Annotated in this window: 17 protein-coding genes; 3 read left to right on the top strand and 14 right to left on the bottom strand. The window is 71.6% G+C overall.

The window, feature by feature from the left end; translation table 11 throughout:
• Positions 1–20: 20 nt before the first annotated feature.
• Entirely contained in the window at positions 21–317 is a 297-nt protein-coding gene (locus tag ACGFIO_RS25885) for a metal-sensitive transcriptional regulator (RefSeq protein WP_392829359.1), read from the bottom strand.
• A gap of 75 nt (positions 318–392) precedes the next feature.
• Between ACGFIO_RS25885 and ACGFIO_RS25890 the strand changes: the two genes are divergently transcribed.
• Positions 393–1,355, top strand: coding sequence for an NlpC/P60 family protein (locus tag ACGFIO_RS25890; protein ID WP_392829361.1), 963 nt, complete (start codon positions 393–395; stop codon positions 1,353–1,355).
• Between the two features lie 11 nt (positions 1,356–1,366).
• Here the strand turns inward: ACGFIO_RS25890 and ACGFIO_RS25895 are convergent, their stop codons facing one another.
• Complete coding sequence (locus ACGFIO_RS25895; protein ID WP_392829363.1) at positions 1,367–3,493, bottom strand: DEAD/DEAH box helicase; 2,127 nt, start codon at positions 3,491–3,493, stop codon at positions 1,367–1,369.
• 106 nt (positions 3,494–3,599) lie between these two features.
• On the opposite strand from ACGFIO_RS25895, the gene ACGFIO_RS25900 reads away from it, so the two are divergent.
• On the top strand, positions 3,600–4,007 hold the full coding sequence (locus ACGFIO_RS25900) for a hypothetical protein (protein ID WP_392829364.1): 408 nt from the start codon (positions 3,600–3,602) through the stop codon (positions 4,005–4,007).
• Here the strand turns inward: ACGFIO_RS25900 and ACGFIO_RS25905 are convergent.
• The 12 genes from ACGFIO_RS25905 to ACGFIO_RS25960 form a co-directional block, all read right to left on the bottom strand.
• Positions 3,979–4,704, bottom strand: coding sequence for an SDR family NAD(P)-dependent oxidoreductase (locus tag ACGFIO_RS25905; protein WP_392829366.1), 726 nt, complete (start codon positions 4,702–4,704; stop codon positions 3,979–3,981). The two genes, ACGFIO_RS25900 and ACGFIO_RS25905, sit on opposite strands and share 29 nt — an antisense overlap.
• 386 nt (positions 4,705–5,090) lie before the next feature.
• Positions 5,091–6,692, bottom strand: a complete 1,602-nt coding sequence (locus ACGFIO_RS25910; protein ID WP_392829368.1) for an MFS transporter — start codon at positions 6,690–6,692, stop codon at positions 5,091–5,093.
• A 135-nt stretch (positions 6,693–6,827) separates the two neighbouring features.
• Complete coding sequence (locus ACGFIO_RS25915) at positions 6,828–7,781, bottom strand: glycerophosphodiester phosphodiesterase family protein (protein ID WP_392829370.1); 954 nt, start codon at positions 7,779–7,781, stop codon at positions 6,828–6,830.
• Between the two features lie 66 nt (positions 7,782–7,847).
• Positions 7,848–9,905, bottom strand: a complete 2,058-nt coding sequence (locus ACGFIO_RS25920) for a protein kinase (RefSeq protein ID WP_392829373.1) — start codon at positions 9,903–9,905, stop codon at positions 7,848–7,850.
• 78 nt (positions 9,906–9,983) lie between these two features.
• On the bottom strand, positions 9,984–11,498 hold the full coding sequence (locus ACGFIO_RS25925) for a fused MFS/spermidine synthase (RefSeq protein ID WP_392829374.1): 1,515 nt from the start codon (positions 11,496–11,498) through the stop codon (positions 9,984–9,986).
• Positions 11,499–11,525: 27 nt separating this feature from the next.
• Positions 11,526–12,536 (bottom strand): coiled-coil domain-containing protein, encoded by a 1,011-nt coding sequence (locus ACGFIO_RS25930; protein ID WP_392829376.1) that lies wholly within the window; start codon positions 12,534–12,536, stop codon positions 11,526–11,528.
• Between the two features lie 359 nt (positions 12,537–12,895).
• A complete protein-coding gene (locus ACGFIO_RS25935) occupies positions 12,896–13,669 on the bottom strand; it encodes an SDR family NAD(P)-dependent oxidoreductase (protein WP_392829378.1) in 774 nt (257 codons plus the stop codon).
• 168 nt (positions 13,670–13,837) lie between these two features.
• Positions 13,838–14,644 carry an inositol monophosphatase family protein gene (locus tag ACGFIO_RS25940; RefSeq protein ID WP_392829380.1) on the bottom strand — a complete coding sequence of 269 codons (807 nt, stop codon included), beginning with the start codon at positions 14,642–14,644 and terminating at the stop codon, positions 13,838–13,840.
• Entirely contained in the window at positions 14,637–15,095 is a 459-nt protein-coding gene (locus ACGFIO_RS25945; protein ID WP_392829382.1) for a response regulator, read from the bottom strand. The genes ACGFIO_RS25940 and ACGFIO_RS25945 overlap by 8 nt, the downstream gene beginning before the upstream one ends.
• Positions 15,096–15,180: 85 nt before the next feature.
• Positions 15,181–16,767, bottom strand: coding sequence for an ATP-binding protein (locus ACGFIO_RS25950; protein WP_392829384.1), 1,587 nt, complete (start codon positions 16,765–16,767; stop codon positions 15,181–15,183).
• On the bottom strand, positions 16,764–17,972 hold the full coding sequence (locus ACGFIO_RS25955) for a PP2C family protein-serine/threonine phosphatase (protein ID WP_392829386.1): 1,209 nt from the start codon (positions 17,970–17,972) through the stop codon (positions 16,764–16,766). Before ACGFIO_RS25955 ends, ACGFIO_RS25950 begins: the two co-directional genes overlap by 4 nt.
• A gap of 76 nt (positions 17,973–18,048) precedes the next feature.
• Positions 18,049–18,390, bottom strand: coding sequence for a hypothetical protein (locus ACGFIO_RS25960; RefSeq protein WP_392829387.1), 342 nt, complete (start codon positions 18,388–18,390; stop codon positions 18,049–18,051).
• A 75-nt stretch (positions 18,391–18,465) separates the two neighbouring features.
• Here ACGFIO_RS25960 and ACGFIO_RS25965 point away from each other — a divergent pair, with 75 nt between their 5' ends.
• Positions 18,466–20,811, top strand: coding sequence for a M20/M25/M40 family metallo-hydrolase (locus ACGFIO_RS25965; RefSeq protein ID WP_392829389.1), 2,346 nt, complete (start codon positions 18,466–18,468; stop codon positions 20,809–20,811).
• Positions 20,812–20,819: the final 8 nt, after the last annotated feature.

Below are 20,819 nucleotides of genomic sequence, written 5' to 3' on the forward strand. Positions count from 1 at the left end.
ACGGCTCAGCGCTTGACGGTTCAGCTCTTGATCAGGCGGGCGACGGCGTCGGACGCCTCCTTGACCTTCGCGGTCGGATCGCCCGCCCGGGCGGCGTCGACCACGCAGTGCGCGAGATGGTCCTCGAGCAGTCCCACCGCCACCGCCTGCAGGGCACTCTTGGCGGCGGAGATCTGGGTCAGCACGTCGATGCAGTAGGTGTCCTGGTCGACCATCCGCTGCAGCCCGCGGATCTGACCCTCGATGCGGCGCAACCGGCCGAGCAGCGCCTGCTTGTCACCGGAGTAGCCGTGCGGCCCGGCGTGGTCCTCGCTCATGCCCGCCAGCATACCCCCCACCCGTATCTGACGAATGGCCGTCCCTTTTGCGTAATTCATATCGTTGTAGCCGACGTGCGCCGTCTCTTTGTCACGATGCTCCTGACCCTCGTCGCCCTCGGGCTCGGCTCCCCGCCGGCCCCGGCCGCCGACCGCCCGTCGATCAGCGAGCTGGACAAGCGGATCACCGCCGCCGCCCACCGGCTGGAGGTGATCGTCGAGGAGTTCAACGAGTCCCGCGACGACCTCCGGGCCAACCTGGCCCAGCAGCGGACGCTCGGCTCGCGGATCGGGCCGATGAGCGCCGATCTGCGGCAGCGGCAACGCCTGATGAGCGGGCTGGCGGCGCGCACCTACCAGCGGACGATGCGCGGCCCGGCGATCGCCCTCTTCAGCGCCGACGACCCTCACGAGTTCGTCCGGAAGATTCTCGGCCTGCAGGAACTCGCCGCCCAGCAACAGCTGGCCGTCCGGGAGCTGAACGCGGCCCGCGACCGTGTGGCGAGCACCCGGATCACCCTGCGGCGGCTGGCCGACCAGCAGCGGGGGACGCAAAGCAGGCTCGCCGCCCGCAAGGACATGGTCGAGGGCGAGATCGCCGCGCTCAAGCAGATGCGCCGGGTCGCCTACGGCGGCGGCTCCCGTTACGCCGAGGTGTTCAACTTTCCGGCGCCCCCGGAACTCGCCGGCGCCGCCGGGAAGGTCGTCGCCTTCGCGTTCGCCCAGCTCGGCAAGCCGTACATCTGGGGCGCGGCCGGCCCGCGGGCCTACGACTGCTCGGGCCTCACCCTGGCCGCCTGGGACCGGGCCGGCGTCTCGCTGCCGCACAACGCCGCCCGCCAGTACGGCTCGATGCCGCACGTCGACCGATCCGACCTCAAGCCCGGCGACCTGGTCTTCTTCTACGGCCGGATCAGTCACGTCGGCCTCTACATCGGCAACGGCATGATGATCCACGCCCCGGAGTACGGCGAGGACATCCGCATCGCCCCGATCGACCAGCAGCCGATCCATGGCTTCGGCCGCCCCACCCGCTAGCACCCTGTTTCTCAACCGGCCACCGCCAGCGCGAAGGGCAGGACCGCCGGGGCACCCGCCCGGCGCAACGCCCGGCCCGCCAGCGTCATCGTCCAGCCCGAGTCGACCAGGGCGTCGACCAGCAGCACCGGCCCGTCCGGTATCGCCAGGCCGGCCGGGACCACGAAGGCGTCGTGCAGCCGCAGAACCCGCTGGGCACTGTTGCCGCGCGGCCCGTCGTCGCCCGGGAAGCCCAGTGATCCCAGGTAGGGCAGCCGCCCGACCGTCGCGATGTGCTCGGCGACCCCGCGTACCAACTGGGTCTCACTCAGCGCGACCACGCCGGCCGGCCGCTCGTCCCACCGCTCCTCCCCCTGCGCCCAGCTCTTGAGCGTCTGCACCACGGCACCGGCCACGTCCTCGGGCAACGGGCCGTCCGGCCCCTCGACCAGCTCCCGGAGCCGGCTGCCCCAGCCCAGGTCGGAAAGCCGCCCGACCGCGCGGCCGGTCAGGATCTGCTCGCCCGGCGGGATCTTGCCCTTGAGCGGGACGCCGACCGCGTCGAGGCCGGTGGGCCACATCTTCTTCGGCGCGATGGGTATGCCCGGCTTGCCGAGGAAGGCATGCGCGGCGGCCAGTGCCTCGGGCGCGACGTCGGCGTCGAACAGCGGCTCGGCGCAGGTGTCGCACCGGCCGCACGGCTCGGCGTCGGGGTCGTCCAGGCAGCGGCGGAGAAACTCCATGCGGCAGGCCGTCGTGCGGGCGTACTCCAGCATGGTCTCCTGCTCCGCCGTGCGCGCCTCGGCGACCCGGCGCAGGCGGGCGGTGTCATACGTCCACGGCTCGCCGGTCGCGACCCAGCCGCCCCGGGTCCGCCGGACCGCACCGTCCACATCGAGCACCTTGAGCATCATCTCCAGCCGGGCCCGCCGCAGGTCGACCAGCGGCTCCAGCGCGGGTGTCGACATCGGACGGTCGCCGGACAGGTTGGCCAGCACCAGCCGTACCTGGTCCTCGGGCGGGAAGGCCAGCGACGCGAAGTATCGCCAGATCGCCCGGTCTTCCGGGCCCGGCAGCAACACCACCTCGGCGTGCTCGACGGCGCGACCGGCCCGGCCGACCTGCTGGTAATACGCGATCGGTGACGGCGGCGCCCCCAGGTGCACCACGAACCCGAGATCCGGTTTGTCGAAACCCATGCCCAGCGCCGACGTCGCCACCAGCGCCTTGATCTTGTTGTCGAGCAGGTCCCGTTCGGCCGCGCGACGGTCCGCGTCCTCGGACTGGCCGGTGTACGACGCCACGGCGAACCCGCGCGACCGCAGGAAATCGGCCGTCTCGATCGCCCCGGCCACGGTCAGCGTGTAGACGATGCCCGAACCCGGCAGCTCGGCCAGGTGATCGGCCAGCCAGCCCAGCCGGTGCGCCGGGTCGGGCAACGGCACCACGGCCAGCCGCAACGAGTCACGGTCGAGCGAGCCACGCAGCACCAGCGCGTCGCCCAGTTGGTCGGCAACGTCGGCGGTCACGCGGGCGTTCGCGGTCGCGGTGGTGGCCAGCACCGGCGTCCGCGTGGGCAGGCCGGCCAGGAAGGTGCGCAGCCGCCGATAATCCGGCCGGAAGTCGTGCCCCCAGTCGGAGACGCAGTGCGCCTCGTCGACCACCAGCAGCCCGGTCGTCGCGGCCAGCCCCGGCAGCACGTTGTCGCGGAAGTCTGGATTGTTGAGCCGCTCGGGACTGATCAACAGCACGTCGACCGCACCGGCCCGGACCTCGGCCGTGATCTCGCCCCACTCGTCGAGGTTGGCCGAGTTGATCGTGCGCGCTCGGATGCCCGCCCGGGCCGCCGCCTCCACCTGGTTGCGCATCAGGGCGAGCAGCGGCGACACGATGACCGTGGGCCCGGCCGGCGGCTCGCCCGCCTCGGCCGCCACCCCGTCACGCAGCAGCGCCGTGGCCACGAAGTAGACCGCCGACTTGCCCCACCCGGTGCGCTGAACGCAGAGCACCCGCCGCCTGTCGACGACCAGCGCCTCGATCGCGCGCCACTGGTCCTCGCGCAGGCTCGCGTGCTCACCGGCGAGCTTGCGCAGCACCTCCTCGGCGCACTCGCGCACCACCGCCCGCTCCGCGTCGCTGACTGCTGTTGTTTCTGCCACGCCGCATGTCTACCAGCCGGATCCGACAGTTCCGGAGTTATCCACAGGGCCCTCTTCATCCACAGGCCCACCCCCGACCGGCCGCTGGAGTGGAAGGGTGAATGCCATGTCCAAAACGATCGCCGAAAAGCTTCAGATCAAGCCGCACACCACCGTCTGGGTGTCCGACCCCGCCAACATCGCCCTGCTCACGCCCATGCCCGACGGCGTCCGCGAGAGCGACCAACTGGCCACCGCCAGCACCGCGATCATGTTCGCCGACGACGCCGCCTCGGCCCGCAAGCTGATGGCCGACCATCGCGCCGACGTGACCAAACCCAGCGCATTCTGGGTGGCATACCCCAAGGGCGGCCGTGCGGACATCAACCGTGACACCCTGTGGCCGATCATCGCCGAGTTCGGGATGCGCCCTAACATGCAGGTCGCGATCGGCGACCACTGGTCGGCGCTGCGCTTCCGGGCCGACCGTCCGGGCGAGGAGCCGTTCACCGGCCCAGGACAGTCCCCCCGTTGACGTTGATGACCTGTCCCGTGACGAAGCCACCGCCCGGCCCCACCAGCCAGCGCACGGCCTCGGCGACGTCGGCCGGCACGCCGGGCCGCCCAACCAGCGTGGCGTCGACCCGCTTGCGGTGCCCCTCCTCGGTCATCCGCCCGTCGAAGAACTCACTGTCCGTGATATATCCCGGCGAGATCACGTTGGCGGTGATGCCCTCCGGCCCAAACCGCACCGCGAGGTCCAGCATGTAACCGTGCAGCGCCGCCTTGGCCGCCGAGTAGGGTCCGCCGCCACCCCGCTGGGCGGCGATCGAGCTGGTCAAGATCACGGTGCCGCCCGGCCGACGCAGCAGCGGGCGTAACGACTCGGTGAGCAGCACGGCGGTGGTGACGTTGGAGTCGAGGTTCGCCCGCCAGTGCTCGACCAGCCCGCGCGGCGTCGAGTCGTCCCCGCCGACAAAGGCGCCGGCGTTGTTGACCAGCACGTCGACGGGCCGCCCGGCAACGGCGTCGAGCACCTTGCCCACCTGGTCCGGATCGGCGAGATCGGCGGTCACCGCCGAGGCCTGCGGCCCGACCCACTCGACCGCGTCGGCCAGCACCTCACCCCGCCGCCCGACGATGATTACGTCGTAGCCCTCACCCGCCAGCATCCCGGCGATGGCCCGCCCGATCCCGGTCCCTCCGCCACTGACCACACCCAGCCTCGACATGCCCCGACCCTATCCCCGAACCCAACCTCAAGATCAAAATCCTTTCCGGGTACGGGCGCAGCAAAGCCCCGCCTTCGACGCGCCGGACCGTAGCCACTCCAGGCCGCTTCTCGCTGCCGGCCCACCCGGTGGTCCCCACCCGGTAGTCACCACCACCCGGCTCGCCCCGACTACCGCCGCCAGTGCTGGTGGTAGCCCGGGGCGCCACCCCGCCCGCCGATCCCGCCCCGACTACCGCCGCCAGTGCTGGTGGTAGCCCGGGGCGCCACCCCGCCCGCCGATCCCGCCCCGACTACCGCCGCCAGTGCTGGTGGTGGCCAGGGTGGCGCTCCGGCAGCCGAGGGCGCTCTGGGCTACCGCTGTTGCTGGCGGTGGGGCGGGGCGGGCTATCGCACTGGGGTGGCGCTGCGGGGGTTCAGGGCGGCGGTGGCTATGGACAGGGGGCGCCAGGCCGCGGCGGCGATCAGGGACATGGCGGCGGCTGCGGTCCAGAAGGTTGGCAGGAGACCGAAGGTCTGGGCGAACAGGCCGCCGAGGAGGGAGCCTACGGCGGCGCCGCCGAGGTCGAGGAGGGCGTAGACGCTGGTGGCGCGGCCGTACAGGGCGGGTGGGACGGATCGCTGGCGGATGGTTACGACGACGGTGCCCCAGACGGCGCCGCAGGTGCTGAACAGCACGATCGCGGCGGCGGCGAGCCACGGACTGGTTGTCGCGGCGAGGGTGGCGTGCAGGCCTGCCTCGACGAGCAGGTCGATGCGCAGCAGCCACGTCGCGCCGACTACCCGGAGCAGGGCTGGGGCCAGGACCGTGCCGAGGAGACCGCCCACGGCGAAGGCGGTGAGGAGCAGCCCGTACCCGAACGAGGACAAGCCCAGGATCGAGCGGGAGTAGAGGACGAAGATGGCGAACGCCGCGCAGAACACCAGGTTGCCGAAGGCCATGGTCACGGCCAGGGTGCGGAGCAGCCGGTGACCCCAGAGAAAGCGCAACCCGGCGCCGATGTCCGCCGCCAGCGAGCGGCGCACGACAGTCACCGGCGGCCGGCCCGACGAGCCGCCCGGCGCACCATCATCCGGCGAGGCGTCCGGCGCACCACGACCCGACAACGCGGGCGACGCGCCATCAACCGAAAGGCCGGACGGCGCGCCACGATCCGGCAAGCCGGGCAAAACACCATCACCCGGCAAGCCAGGCGACGCGCCACGATCCGGCAAGCCACGCGACACACCATCACCCGGCAAGCCAGGCGACGCGCCACGATCCGGCAAGCCACGCGACACACCATCACCCGGCGAGCCAGGCGGCGCGTCATGGTCCGGCAAGGCGGGACCTGGCCGCGCATCCGACGCGGCGGGCGGCGGCTCAACCTGGCCCGGCGTGGTGGGACTTGGACGCAGATCCGGCGGTGGGACGGTGCGCAGGGACGCGATGAGGGCCGCGGACGCCAGGAACGACGCCATGTTGAGGCCGAAAGGCAAGGCCGCGGACAAGGTGAACAGCCAGGCGCCGAACGGCTTGGCGGCGAACTGGTTGATCAGGGTGAAAGTGCCGGCGAGCAGGGAATTCGCGACGGGGAGGTGGCGCTCGGCGACGATTGCGGGCACGAAGGCGGACGATGCCGTGTCGGCCAGGGTCTCGCCCGTACCCAGGATGAAGAAGACCAGGTAGATCACGGGTACGGAGGCGACGCCGGCCGCGATGGATGTGGTCAGGGCGGCTATGGCCAGGGCTCGGGCGACGTTGACCGCCACGACCAGGCGGCGGCGGTCCAGGCGGTCGGCCCAGACGCCGCTGACCAGTGCGAACAGCAACCAGGGCAGCTGCTGGGCGAAGACGGCACCGGCCACGGCGGCGGGGTCGGTGGTCAGGGTCGAGACGAGCAGGGGGCCGGCGACCATGGTGACGCCGTCGCCCAGGTTGGAGACCGCCGACGCGGTCCAGAGTTTGCGGAAGTCCGCGCCGAGACGCGCGGAAACCAGGGCACGCAAAAGAGCTCCTCAAGCAGGCGGGATGAAGGTCAGCGACCGCCCGGAGCGAGGAGGAGAAGTAACCGTCCTCGCTACGCGGCGGGGACCTTCGCCATGGTGAGAAGCATCATCAGCACCCTTCTGGGGACAGACCGATCAGCCGACGCTAGCGGGAACGCGATGCCGGCGCACCGCGTTTACCGCCGCGACCGCCGTGTCGGGGTGGTCGGTGAAGAAGCCGTCCACGCCCATGTCCAGGAAGAACTCGTACTCGGCGGTGACGTCGCCGCGCTGGCCGGGCTCCGCGCCGATGCGGTAGCCGGCCGGCAGGAACTGGTTCTCGGCCCGGATCGTCCAGGCGTGCACGGCCAGGCCGGCCTCGTGCGCCCGGTGCACCATGCGCGGGTCGGCGACCAGCAGGTTCTTGTCGGGGCCGATGCCGTACGCGTAGGTGGCGATCGCCTCGAGGTCGGTCGGCGGCTCCTCGAACAGGTGGATCAGCCTGATCTCGGTCATCTCGTGCATCTTGAGCAGGGACGACGGCTCGAACGACTGGATCAGGATGTGGTCGTTGCGGTCGGCGAAGCCGTTCCGGTAGAGGGTGCGGACCAGCGGTTCCTCGAGCGCCAGCCCGATCGAGGCGAAGTACGACGGATGTTTGGTTTCCGGGTACACCCCGATGGGACGACCGAGGCGACGCTCCTCGGCCGAGGCCAGGTCGAGGATCTCCTGGAAGGTCGGCACGGTGAACCGGCCGTCGAAGATCGTGTTCTGGCGGCGTACCCCGGGAAGCCTCTCGGTCGCGCGCAGCGCCCGCAGCTCGTCGAGCGTGAAGTCCTCGGTGAACCACCCACTGACCTCGGCACCGCCGATGATCTTGGTGGTGCGGCGGCCGGCGAACTCGGGGTGCGCGGCGACGTCGGTGGTCTGCGAGATCTCGTTCTCGTGTCGCGCGATCAGGACGCCGTCGCGGGTGGCGACGAGGTCGGGCTCGATGTAGTCGGCGCCGAGGCGGATCGCCAGGCGGTACGACTCGAGAGTGTGTTCCGGGCGGTATCCGCTGGCCCCGCGATGACCGATGACCAGGGGCTTGGTCGGCACGTAGTCCACGATCATATTCAACGGGCGGAGGGCGACGAGCACGTTGGTTTGACGCGACAAACAGGTAAACGCCACTCAGATGGCGACCGAGAAACCACCGGTCCGGGTGGGTGGCGGTGCCGGGCGTACCGGCGTCTTGCTGATCTTGGGTTTGACCGGCTCGGGGGTCGACTTGCGGCTGGGTGCGGGCCGTTTGGGGTGCTTCGTCGCCTTCGGCGTCCGCTTGACGGTACGCGCCGGCTGGGTGGTGGGTGCCGGTTCGGGCGCGACCTCGGCCTCGATGGTGCGCGCGCCGACAACCTCGGCTTCGCAGGTACGCCCGTCCAGCGTGAACGCGAGCGGCAGAGGGTTGCTCCCCCGGTACGCTCCGCGCAGCACGACGCTGACCGACCGCCCTGGCCCCAGGTTCCTGCGGCCGTGGACGACGATCCGCCGACCGGACTGCGTGACCGCCTGGGCCGGGTCTTTCAAACGCTGACTTCCCGGGTACGCGAATTCCATGCGCCACCCGCCGACGGCTTGACCCCCGGTGTTGACGACGGTCAGCCGCGCCTCGAAGTCGGATCCGGTGTCCTTCTCGACCCGGTACCGGACCGTGCAGTCGGCGACGTGCACGACGCCGCCCGCCGTACCCGCACCGGCCGCCGAAGCCTGCGCGGTACCCACCTCGGCCGGCTCCCGCGCCGCGCTCCAGCTCAGGCCGGCCACCGCCGTCAGCACGACGGTGGCCGCGCCGGCCTGCAGGCGCAGCCGCCCGGAGAAGAGGTCGTGCCGCACCTGGCCGCCGCGGAACAGCCCACCGCCGAGCGGCTTGGCCACGCCGACGTGCAGGGCGCCGAGTACCCGCAGCGCCGCCCGCAGCCGCAGCGACTTGACCGGCCGCGGGGGCCGGATGCCGAGCCGCGCGCAAACCGTCTCGACGGCGCTCGGCCGCATCGCGACCTTGGTCGTGACGTCCCCGAGGGGCCCGGTCGGCACACCGCCGCGGGTGAAGGCCGACACACCGTCGCCGGTCCGGGCCGACGCACCGGTGCGGGCGAAGACCGGCACACCGTCGCGGGTTCGCGCCGACGCACCGTCGCGGGCGAAGACCGACACATCGTCGCGGGCGAAGACCGACACATCGTCGCGGGTTCGGGCCGACGCGCCGTCTGGGGCGGAGACCGAGACACCTTCGCGGGTTCGCCCCGACGCACCGTCGCGGGCGGCGACCGACGCGCCTTTACGGGCGCGGATCGACCAGCCGCTGCCGGACCGGGCCGGGCGGGGCTCGCGGGAGAGCGCGGCCGTCGGCTCGTCGCTGATCGGCGGGACGATCGGCTGCATGCCGACCAGGGCGCCCAGCCGGTCCGCGACCTCCGCGGCCTGGGGGCGCTCGCCGGGCGACTTGGCCAGGCAGCGCAGGCACAGGTCGGCGACGCCGGGCGGCAGGCCGGGCAGGCTCGGCATCGGCTCGGGGTCGGCGTAGAGGTGGGCGCGCAACGCCTCGGTGGTGTTCTCGGCCGGCCAGGGCAGCCGGCCGGTGAGCATGCGGTAGAGCAGGACCCCGAGCGCGTAGACGTCGGCGGCGGGCGAGACGTGCACGCCGCCGAGTCGCTCGGGAGCGAGGTAGGCGGGAGTGCCGAGCAGGGTGCCGTCGGGGGCGGCGTCGCGCTGCCCGACCAGGGCGGAGATGCCGAAGTCGACGACCTTGGCGCCGGCCCGGGTGAGCATCACGTTGGCCGGGGTGATGTCCCGGTGCACGACCCCGGCGGCGTGGGCGGTGGCCAGGGCGGAGGCGATCTCGGCGGCCAGGGTGACCGCGTCCCGCCAGGCCATCGGGCCGGAGCGGCGGACCCGGGCGGCGATCGACTCCCCCTCGTTGAGTTCCATCACCACGAACGGGAGCGGCGCCTCACCGAAGTCGAAGATGCTGGTGATGTGCGGGTGACAGAGCCGGGCCGCGGCCAGTGCCTCCTGCCGCAGCCGGGTCCGGAACGCGTCGTCGGAGGCGAGCCGGGACGACAGCACCTTGACGGCGACGTCCCGCCCGAGGGTCTCGTCGTAGCCGCGCCAGACCTCGGACATCCCGCCGGTGCCGAGCTTCTCGACAAGGCGGTAGCGGTCCGCGATACGCCGCCCGATCCGCCCCATATGCCAATTGTGAAACGAACCCCCCATCCCAAGACGGCGCTCGGAGAAACCGCCCGCTATGTCCGGAGTGTGGCGGGATCAGCCTTCGAGGAGCTGGTCGACCGGCGCGTAGTCGTCGGTCAGGACCCGGCTGTCACCGATGAACGCGGTCAACTCGGGGCCGGTCACCAGCTTGACGGGCTCGTCGGCCAGGCCCAGAGCCTCGCTCAGGGCGGCCGTCGGCAGCGGCGCCCGGGAGCCGACGATCACGAAGTTGGAGCCGGTCTCACCGGCCAGCGCGGCCGGCGGGGCGATCAGCGCCACGTGCGGGAAGACCGCCGCGACCGTCTTGAGTTCGGCCCGGATGAAGCGGTCCGGCGGGTAGTCGATGACGTTCTGGGCGTAGACGCCGTCGGCCTTCAGGACGCGGGAGATGTCGGCGGCCATCTCGCGGGTGGCGAGATGCCACGGGACAACGAGGTGCCCGAAGGCGTCGCCGATCACCAGGTCGTAGGCGCCGGTGGGCTGCTCGGCCAGGCCCACCCGGGCGTCACCGACCTGCGTCCGCAGCCGTGGGCCCGTACGCAGACCCAGCTCGCGCCGGTCGAGCTCGACCAGCCCGCCGTCGAGTTCGAGGACCAGCTGGTCGCTGCCCGGCCGCGTCGTCGCCAGGTATCCGGGCATCGTGAACCCTCCGCCACCCAGGTGCAGGGCCGAGATCGGCGCCCTGGACGGACGGAACGAGTCGGTCACCGCGCCGAGCCATTGCACGTACGCGAACTCGAGGTGCCGGGGGTCGTCGAGGTCGACATACGAGTGCCGGGCACTGTTGAGGATGAGCGTTCGCCCGCCGGGTACCGCCGGATCGTCGTCGACCCGCGCGCAGTGGTACGCGGTCTCCACGTCGCACGGCGTCGGCGCCAGCCCGCCCAGACCCGCGCCGGCCAGACCGATCGCCGCCAGGGCAGCGCGCGTGCGTGGTTTGCCCGGCACGACCATCGTCGGCTCACGCCGGCGGAGCCACCAGCCGAGCCCGAACCCGGCCACCGCGAGCAGCCCCGCCAGGGTGAGGATGATCCAGCTGCTCGGCATCGCGGCCACGAAGATGAAGCCCGTACCGAGCGTCGCGGTGATCGCCCCGAGCGTCCCGATGCTGGACAGCCGCCCGACCACCTCACCGGTCCGGCGCAGGTCACCGAGCTGCAGCTTGACCACGAGCGGGCTGATCGAGGAGAGGATGAAGGCGGGCAGGAAAACAGCCAGAGCGGCCAGCAGGAGTACGGCCGGAGCGGCGCCACCACGCAGGATCTCCCCGCCCCACCGGACCAGCGGCAGCGTGGCCGCCGTGCCGATCGCGCCGAGGATCAGCGCCGGGGCGAGCAGCAGCCGCGGGTCGAACCGGTCGGCCAGCCGCCCGCCGAGCCAGGTCCCGTAGGCGATGGCGGCCAGCGAGATCCCGATGACCGAGCTACTCACCTGCAGCGTCACGCCGACGTAGGGCCCGACCAGCCGCAACGCCACGATCTCGAGCACGAGCACGGCACCGCTGGCGAAGAACACCAACGCGGTGGCCAGGGCATTGGGCAACGGTCGGGGTCCCGGGGGCGTCTCCATCGCCCGAAGGTTACCGACGCGACCTGGTCAGATGATGGAGAGGTGCACGTGGTTGGTGTGCGTGGCGCTGGGCCCGCCGGATCCGCTGTAGGCCCGCCAGCCGGTGCCGGGCATCCAGATCTGCCGGAACCAGATCACGTAGAGCACACCGAGCCGGTCGGCGTTCTTGACGAAGTACGCGGCCAGATTGTTCCCGTACACCTTGTCGCTGCCGGCGGCGTTCTTGTTCTCGAAGCCGCCCTGGGCGGCGGCGAAGTCGCAGGCCCGGCCCTGGGGGTGCTCGCCCGAGGCACGTTCGCTGAAGCACGACGTGTAGTGCTTGAATCCGGCCGCCCGGGCCTGCTGATAGGCGTTGAGCAGCCGGGGCGTGATGCAGCCGGAGGTGGTCGGGTCGTCGACGGTGCAGCGTTCCTTGGGCCAGGAGCCGTCCGAGCCGCGCGGGGCCGGCTTGGCCAGCGGCGAGTTGACACCGACGAACCCGCCGGCAACGCTGCCGCCACCGACGCTGGCCAGCGCGAGCTCGGCCTCTTTCTTCTTCTTGGCCAGGATCGTGACCTGCTTCTGCTGCTCCCGGATCTCCAGTTCGTTGGCCGTCTTGGCCTTGGTGTACGCGGCGATCGCGTCCCGGTACCGGGTCATCGCGCGCCCGTCGAGCTGGGCCATCATGTCGAGCCGCTGGACTCGTTCGAGGAAGGCGTCGGGCGAACCGGCGTTGAGCAGCAGCGTCATGGTGTTGACCCGGCCGAGCCGGTAGGACCGACCGGCCACGGCCGCGATCCGCGACTCCATCTTCTTGGTCTCGGCCTGCGTCTGCAGAAGTGTGGCCTGCAGCTCCTTCTGGCGTTTCTGCGATGCGGCCAGCTTGCGCGTCGCCTCGATGTGTCCCTTGGCCGCCGACTCCAGCGCGGCGCGCAACGTCTTGGTGCCGCCCTCCGGATCGGGCGCCGCACTGGCCGGGGCGGCCGCGATCGCCAACACCGAAGCAGCCACGGCGAGCACGCCGACGACACGAGTCAGACCAGCGGAACCCCGTCGCACGCCAGCGATCCGCGTCAGCCCGGCGAAACCCCGCCGCACTCGTGCGACCTGCGCCAGCCGGGCGAAACCGCGCCGCGCGACAGCGACGCGAATCGGCCCGGCGAAACCTCGCCGCGCGACAGCAACACGGGTCAGCCCGGCGAAACCCCGCCGCACTCCTGCGACCTGCGCCAGCCGGGCGAAACATCGCCGCGCGACAGCAACGCGAGGCGGCCCGGCGAAACCCCGCCGCGCGACAGCAATGCGTAGTCGGCCCCGGCCGTGTCGCCGCCGGAGGAGATTCGCCGCCACGGTCAACCTCCAAGGTCAAGAAAGCGAGGGCACTCTACCCGTACGAGCGGGCCGCCCGCACCCCGGCCTCAGGTAGCGGAATATCCACCATCGACGAAGAGTGTCTGCCCGGTCACCGCGGCGCTGGCGTTACCAGCCAGATAGACGACACATCCGGCGAAATCCTCCGGTACGCCGTTGCGGCCGATCATCGAGCGCGCGGCGTGCGCCCGGACCTTCGACGCGTCGGCGAACACCTCCTCGGTCAACGGGGTGTGCACCACGCCGGGCGCGATCGCGTTGCAGCACACGCCCCGCCGCGACCAGGCCTCGGCCTGCGACCGGGTCAACGCGACGAGCCCCGCCTTGGACACGCCGTACGCGCCGCTGTTGCCATATGCCCGAAATGCCTGCTGCGACGCGACGTTGATGATCCGCCCCCAGCCGCGCTCGGCCATCCGCCGCCCGAAGGCCTGCCCGAGCAGGAAGGGGGCGGTCAGGTTGGCCGCGACGGTCAGGTCCCAGTCCTCTTCGGAGAGTTCGCCGAGGGGCGGCCGCCGGTTGACCGCCGCCGAGTTGACCAGGATGTCCGGCTCGCCGTACCCATCGAGCACCTCGCGCACCAGCCCCGCGACCGCAACCCGATCGCCGAGATCGGCCGGCACCGACGCCGCGTCGATCCCGAGGTCGCGCAGCTCGGCCACGGTCTCGGCCAGCGCCTCCGGCCGCCGCGCGACCACCACGACCCGCGCACCGGCCCGCCCGACGGCGACCGCCATGGCCCGCCCGATCCCCGAACTCCCGCCGGTGACCACCGCCAGTTTCCCGCCCAGGCCAAAGACCTCGTCCAGGTACGCAGACACCAGAATCCCCCGTCCCGCCGGCCGTCCACCCGGCGATGATCATGCAACGCCCCGCCGCGACGAAGAGCAACGGCCGATCCCGAACCCGTGGCCCGAACCCGCCACGGATGGACGAACGGGCCGGTCAGAAGGTGTGGCCGGCGAACAGGGCAGTGACGAACGGGCCGGTCAGAAGGTGTGGCCGGGGAAAAGGGTCGCGCGCGCCGTGTGCCAGACGTCGTCGTTCGGCGCGACCAGCAGACCGCGCTCCGAGTCGGCCGGGTGATAGGCGCTGCCGTCCAGGTGGAGGACGGTGCCACCGGCTTCGCGAAGGATCAGCGAACCCGGGACGTGGTCCCATGGCAGCACCCGCCAGAACAGCGCGAACTGCTGCTCGTCCAAGGCGACGGCCGGGTACTCGTACCCCGCGCAGTGATGGCCGGCGGTGACCCGCCCGAAAGCGTGCGCGTTCGCATCGACCAGGGACCGCAGCTCGGCGGTCAGGTACTTCCGCGCCACCACGCCGGTCATCGACCGGGCGCCCGGGTCGTCGGTGCGGGTCTTCAGCCGTACGCCGTCGATCGAGGCCCCGCTGCCGGCCTCGGCCATCGTCATCCGGTCGTCGATCACGTCGAGGATCCACGACGCGGCCGGCTCGCCGTCCCGCAGGAGAGCCACCATGATCGCGAAGGGGGTCTTGCCGGCGGCGAAGTTGTTCGTGCCGTCGACCGGGTCGACGATCCAGACGGCGCCGGAGTCGGAGACCCGGGAAAGGACGCCCGGGTCGGCCGCCACCGCCTCCTCGCCGACGACAGTGGAACCGGGCAGCAGCGCCGTCAGGCCGCGGGTCAGCGCCTTCTCGGCCTCCTGGTCGGCCACGGTCACCAGGTCGCCGGGCGCCTTGGCGTGCACGTCGGAGGGGTCCAGGTGCCGGAACCGGGGCCGCACCTCAGTCGCCGCGACCTCCCGGATCAGGTCGCTCACCCGCTCAAGCACGCGGCGGCAGCTTCACGACGCTGACGAAGAACTCGTCGATCTGGCGGATCACCGAGATGAAGCGCTCGAAGTCCACCGGCTTGGTGACATACGCGTTGGCGTGCAACTGGTAGCTGCGCAGAATGTCCTCGTCGGCGGCCGAGGTGGTCAGGACCACGACCGGGATGCGGCCCAGGTCCTCGTCCTTCTTGATCTCGGCCAGGACCTCGCGGCCGTCGCGCTTGGGCAGGTTGAGGTCGAGCAGGATGAGGTCGGGCCGGACGGCGTCCGACCACTGGCCCTCGCGGCGCAGGTATTGCAGGGCCTCGGCGCCGTCGGAGACCACGGTGAGCCGGTTGCGTACCTTGTGTTCCTCGAACGCCTCCTGGGTCATGAGCACGTCGCCCGGGTCGTCCTCGACGAGCAGCACCTCGATCGGGGTGCCGTCCTGCCTGTTGATCGAACCGGTCATGCCGTGCCCACCTTTCGCATGCCCTTCTGGCCCTCGCGTGCGGCGCCGTCGTCACGTCGCGGGAGGTGCCGCTCGGTGCAGTCGGTCATGCGGTGACCTCTTTCCGTGGTTCCTCTGTTGCGAGAACGACCGGCACCGGGAGGGTGAAGTTGATCGAGGTGCCCTCGTCCACGTCCAGGTCCAGCCAGATCCGGCCGCCATGGTATTCGACGATCTTCTTCACGATCGCCAAACCGATGCCGGTGCCCTCGTAGGCGTCACGAGCGTGCAGGCGCTGGAAGATCACGAAGACCTTGTCGGCGAATTCCTTCTCGATGCCGATGCCGTTGTCGCGCACGTTGATCCGCCACTCGTCGCCGTCGCGCCCGGCCGTGACCGTGATGCGCGGCGGGACTTCGGGGCGGCGGAACTTGAGCGAGTTGCCGAGCAGGTTGACGAAGAGCGTCGTGAGCAGCGGCTCCTCGCCCTCGACGATCGGCAGGTCGTGCCAGATGATCTCGGCTTCGGCACCGGCCGCGGGCTCCAGCTGCGACCTCACGTCGCCGAGGACCTTGTTCAGGTCGACGTCGGTGAACCCGCTGGTCAGCCGGCCGATCCGGGAGAAGGCGAGCAGGTCGTTGATCAGGCGCTGCATCCGCTGGGCGCCGTCGACGGCGAAGCCGATGTACTGGTCGGCCCGCTCGTCCATCTGCCCGGCGTACCGGCGTTGCAGCAGCTGGCAGAAGCTGGCCACCTTGCGCAGCGGCTCCTGCAGGTCGTGCGACGCCACGTAGGCGAACTGCTCGAGGTCGCGATTGGACCGGACCAGCTCCTCGGCCTGCACCTTGAGCTGGTCGTTGACCCACTCGATCTGGCCGCGGGCCTCACGCACCTCGGCCAGCTCGGCCGCGATCTGCTGACGCATGCCGTCCACGTCCTCGGCCAGCCGTTTGAGCTCGGGCGACCCCGAACTCTCCAGGTGCTTGTCGTAGTCGCCGGCCGCCACCTCGCGGACCTGTCCGGCGAACTCCAGGACCGGCTTGGTGACCAGCCGGTCGAGCAGCAGCAGCAGCGACGCCCCGGCCAGGATGACGATGGCGGCCGCCGCGATCTCGACCGCGACCAGCGTGCTGCCGGCCTGCTGGGCGTTGTTGGCGACGACGTTGCGCAGCACCAGGATGTCGGCCTGCAGCTGCTGGACCGCCTGCCGCAGCGCGTCGAACTGCCGGGTGCCGGCCCGGTCGATGATGGCCTGGGCGGCTGCCTGGTTCTGCGTCTGCACGGCCTGGATGACCGGGCCGGCCACCCCGGACCGCCACTCGTCGTACCGCTGGACGACCTGGCCGAGGGAGGCGCGGACGTCGTCGTCCTGGGGGCGGACGTAGTTACGAATCTGGTTGATCAGGTCGTTCGCGTTCTTGGCGCCCTCGTTGTAGGGGGCCAGGTTGTCCGGCTTGCCGCTGATCGCGTAGCCGCGGACCGCGGTTTCCTGGTCGACCATGGCGGTGGTCAGGTTCTCGCCGGCCACCCGCATCGGGCCGGTGCGGTTGAGCAGATCGTCGACGTACCCGTTGCTGCGGGTGGCGATGATCGCGGCGTAGACGCCGAGCGCGGTCAACAGCACGCCGACCGTCATGCACAGGGCCAGCACCCGGCCGCGCAGGGTCCAGTTGTTGATCCGGAAGAGGTTCACCGGCCACCGCCGCGGGAGATCAGGAGCATGGCCACGTCGTCGGCCAGCGGTCCGCCGTTGGCCTGCTCGGCCCGCCCGACCAGCCAGGCCGGTAACGCGGCGAGCGGGACGTCGCGCGCGGCCGGTTCGTCGAGCAGGGCGCACAGCCCCTCGATGTCGAGACGTTCGTTGCCCACGCCACTGTGCCCTTCGATCAGCCCGTCCGTGTAGAGCAGCAGCGACCAGTCCTCGCTGTCGAACCGCACCTCGGAGGCCGGAGTCGGCGCCGGTCGTACGCCGAGCACGATCCCGGTGCGGGCGGTGACCGGCGTCGCCTTGCCGGCCAGCAACTGGACCGGCGGCGGATGCCCGGCCAGGCGTACCGTCGCGCGGTTGTCGGAGAGGTCGATCACCACCGCCGCGACCGTCGCGAACACCTCGCGCGCCCGCCGTTCGGTCATCAGCACCTGCTCAAGCGCGCTGAGGACCTGGTCGTCGGCCACCCCGGCGAGCACCAGCGCCCGCCAGGCGACCCGGAGTTCCACGCCCAGCGCGGCCTCGTCGACGCTGTGCCCGCAGACGTCGCCGACGATCAGGTGCAGTTTGTCCTCGCCGACCTGGATGACGTCGAAGAAATCGCCGCCGAGCAGACCCATCGAGCGGCCGGAGCGATAGAACGTGTGGACCGCGACCTTGGTCGTGTCCATCAAAGGCTGCGGCAGCAGGCCGCGTTCGAGCCGGGCCGACTCGGACTGCCGTAACTCCACCTCGCGCAGCCGCCGGGCGTTCTCGTCGGCCCGTTTGCGTTCGACCGCGTAACGCAGCGCCCGAGTCAGCAGCACGCCGTCGACCTGGCCCTTGACCAGGTAGTCCTGGGCTCCCTCGGCGACCGCGGCCACGCCCAGGTGCTCGTCCGAGCGGCCGGTGAGCACGCACACGGCGGCGCTGCCGGCGATGGCCAGGAACCGGCGCAGCCCGTCGATCCCCTCGGCGTCGGGTAACCCCAGGTCGAGGAGCACGCATTGGATGCCGCGGGTCAGCCCGCGCGCCTCCCGCAGGCTGCGCGCCACGATCAGCTCGAACGGGGCACCCGCCTCATCGAGCAGCTCGCGGACCAGGAAGGCGTCGCCCTCGTCGTCCTCGACGAGCAGGATGCGCAGGCGTTCCGGGCTCAGCGTGGCGGGAGCGACCGGGCCCGACCGGGGCGCGACCGACCGTTCCGTCATGCCGATACCCCACTCGAGTCCGCCGGGAATGACGAGCAAATCGTGTACCACCCCGCCCCGGCGCACAACATCAGGATCATCCGGCGCCGCCCTCGGCCGCCTGGATGCGGCGGACGTGCTGGGCGATCACCTGGCCCAGGATGCCGTGCAGCTGGCCACAGTCGGGGCAGTGCAGGTTCTCGTCGAGCCGCCGGCCGCCGCAGCCGATGCACTCGCCTCGGTCCTCGGGGTCGCGGTAGGTGTCGAGCGCCTTGCACATGGCACGCACGACGTGATCACCCATGGTGAAGGCCTGATCGCCATAGGCCGTGCGGACGGCGATCATCGCCACCGGTGCAGCGCCCGGTGACGGATCGTAGGGAGCGACCCGGTCGATGAACTCCGCGATCACGGAGGCGGGGTCGAGCGGCTCGGTCACCGCTCCAAGTTATGCCACCCGGGAGAAAGATCACCGGGGTACCCGGCGCCGGAGGGACACGATTAGATGTCACCCATGCGTGACGCCCCCGGACGCGCCCTGCTCCGCCCCCGGTTCCGCCCCCTGGCCGCCCTGCTGGCCCTGCTCGTACTAGCCGCCGTCGGCGTGCTGGCGGCCTGGTCGATCCGCCCGCCGGCCGCCCGCGGCACCTCCGCCCCGGCCTCCGAGTTCAGCGCCGGCCGCGCGTTTCAGCACGTCCAGGCCATGTCCACGACCGCCCACCCGGCCGGCAGCGCGGCCAACGACAAGGTGCGCGACTATCTGGTCCGGACGCTGCGCGGCGACGGCCTGGAGCCGGAGATCCAGGACACGGTCACCGAGCAGGGCGGCCAGCTGTCCGGCTCGGCCGGCGGGATAGGCATGGCCCGGGTACGCAACGTCATCGCCACGATCCCGGGCTCGGAGTCATCCGGACGGGTGTTTCTGGTCGCCCACTACGACTCGGCGCAGGCCGGGCCCGGCGCCAGCGACGATCTCGCCGGCGTCTCCGCGATCCTCGAGACGGTCCGTGCGCTGACCTCGTCCGGCCGGACGCTGCGTAACGACGTCGTGGTGGTCCTAACCGACGCCGAAGAGGCCTGCCTGTGCGGCGCCGAGGCGTTCGTCAAGCAGCATCCGCTGGCCCGCGACGGCGGCGTGGCCCTCAACCTGGAGGCGCGCGGCACCGGCGGCCCGGCGATCACCTTCGAGACGTCGGCCGACGACGAGAAGCTGATCGGGGTGTTCGCGAAGGCGCCGCACCCGGTCGGCACCTCGTTCGCCGTCGAGGTCTACCGGCTGCTGCCGAACGACACCGACTTCACGCCGTTCCGCGAGTCCGGCTTCCGCGGTCTGAACACCGCCTACATCGACGGCGCGGCGAACTATCACGCGCCCACCGACACCGCGTCCCGGATGGACCGAGACAGCCTCGAGCACCACGGTGAGAACGCGCTGGCGCTGGTCCGGGCGTTCGGCGACGAGGATTTGACCGATCTGGAGGCGCGCAGCGACGCGACCTACTTCCCGGTGCCCGGTGGGCTGGCCCGCTACCCCGGCTGGCTGGTCTGGCCGATCGCGGTGCTGGCCCTGCTGGCCGTACTGCGGCTGGGTGCCAGTGCCCGCAAGCGGGGGCTGACCACCCGGGGCAAGCTCTGGGGCGGCTTCCTTCTCGGACTGCTTCCGCTGCTGGTCACGCCGGTGCTGGCGCAGTCGCTGTGGCAGGTGGTGACCATCATCCGGCCGGCGTACACGGATCTGCCGATCGACCCGTACCGTCCACTGTGGTTTCGAGCCGGGGTGGTCGCGGTCGTCGCGTTGGTCGTGTTCGCCTGGTACGCGCTGCTCCGCCGCCGGATGACCCCGGCCGCGCTGACCGTGGGCGGGCTCGGCTGGCTGGCCGTACTCGGCGTCGTGCTGGCCTATTTCGCACCCGGCGGCTCGTACCTCTTCGCCCTCCCGGCCCTGGCCGGCGCCCTCATGAGCCTGCTCGCGATCGCGTTCCGCGGCGGTTGGGGCGCGCTGCTCCCGGTCCTGATCGGCGCCGCGGTCGCGGTGATCGTGCTGGCGCCGGCGGTGATCCTGTTCTTCCCGGCGCTGGGCCTGGTGCTGACCGCGGCCGCCGCCCTGCTCGGTGCGGCGCTGGCCCTGGCCCTCCTGCCGCTGGCCGACCTCCTGCACCCGGCGAGCGACGGCCGGGCCCGGCGGCTCGCCCTGCTGCCGTCGTCGCTGGCGCTGCTGGCGATCGTGGGGTGCGGTGCGGCCGGCCTCCACACCGACAAGTTCGACACGGGCCATCCGGAGCCGACCCATCTGATGTACGCGCTGGACACCGACACCGGGTCGGCCTTGTGGCTGAGCGACGAGTCGAAGCCACGCCCGTGGACCGCCCAGTTCGTGGCCGGTTCGAAGCACGCGGTGACCGACACGCTGCCCCTGTTCGGCGCCGAGAAGCTGCTGACCGGCCCGGCCGAGGCCGCCGAACTCCCCGCGCCGCAGCTCACCGTGGTCAGCGACACCCGCGAGGGGTCGAGCCGGGTGCTTCGGCTGCGGCTCAGATCACAGCGACAGGTACGCCTCACCGCCCTGCACGTGGCTGCGTCGACCGACGTCACCGCCGCTTCGGTCAACGGCCGTGGCATCCCCACCGACGGCAAGGCCGGCGGCGCCTGGGGCTTCGGCTTCGTCTTCAACGCCCCACCGCCGGAAGGCCTCGACGTGGTCCTGCGACTGGCCACCCCCGGTCAGGTGCGCCTGCGCGCGGTGGACGGCAGCGACGGGCTGAGCGGCCTGCCCGGTTTCCGGCCCCGCCCGGCCGACGTCGGCGTCGTCGGGTCGCACTCGTCCGAGCTTCTGGCGGTGGCCAAGACCTTCACGTACTGAGCGGTCAG

Origin of the sequence: Actinoplanes sp. NPDC049265, from assembly GCF_043197135.1 — a bacterium.
In the GTDB taxonomy this organism is placed as follows: Bacteria; Actinomycetota; Actinomycetes; order Mycobacteriales; family Micromonosporaceae; genus Actinoplanes.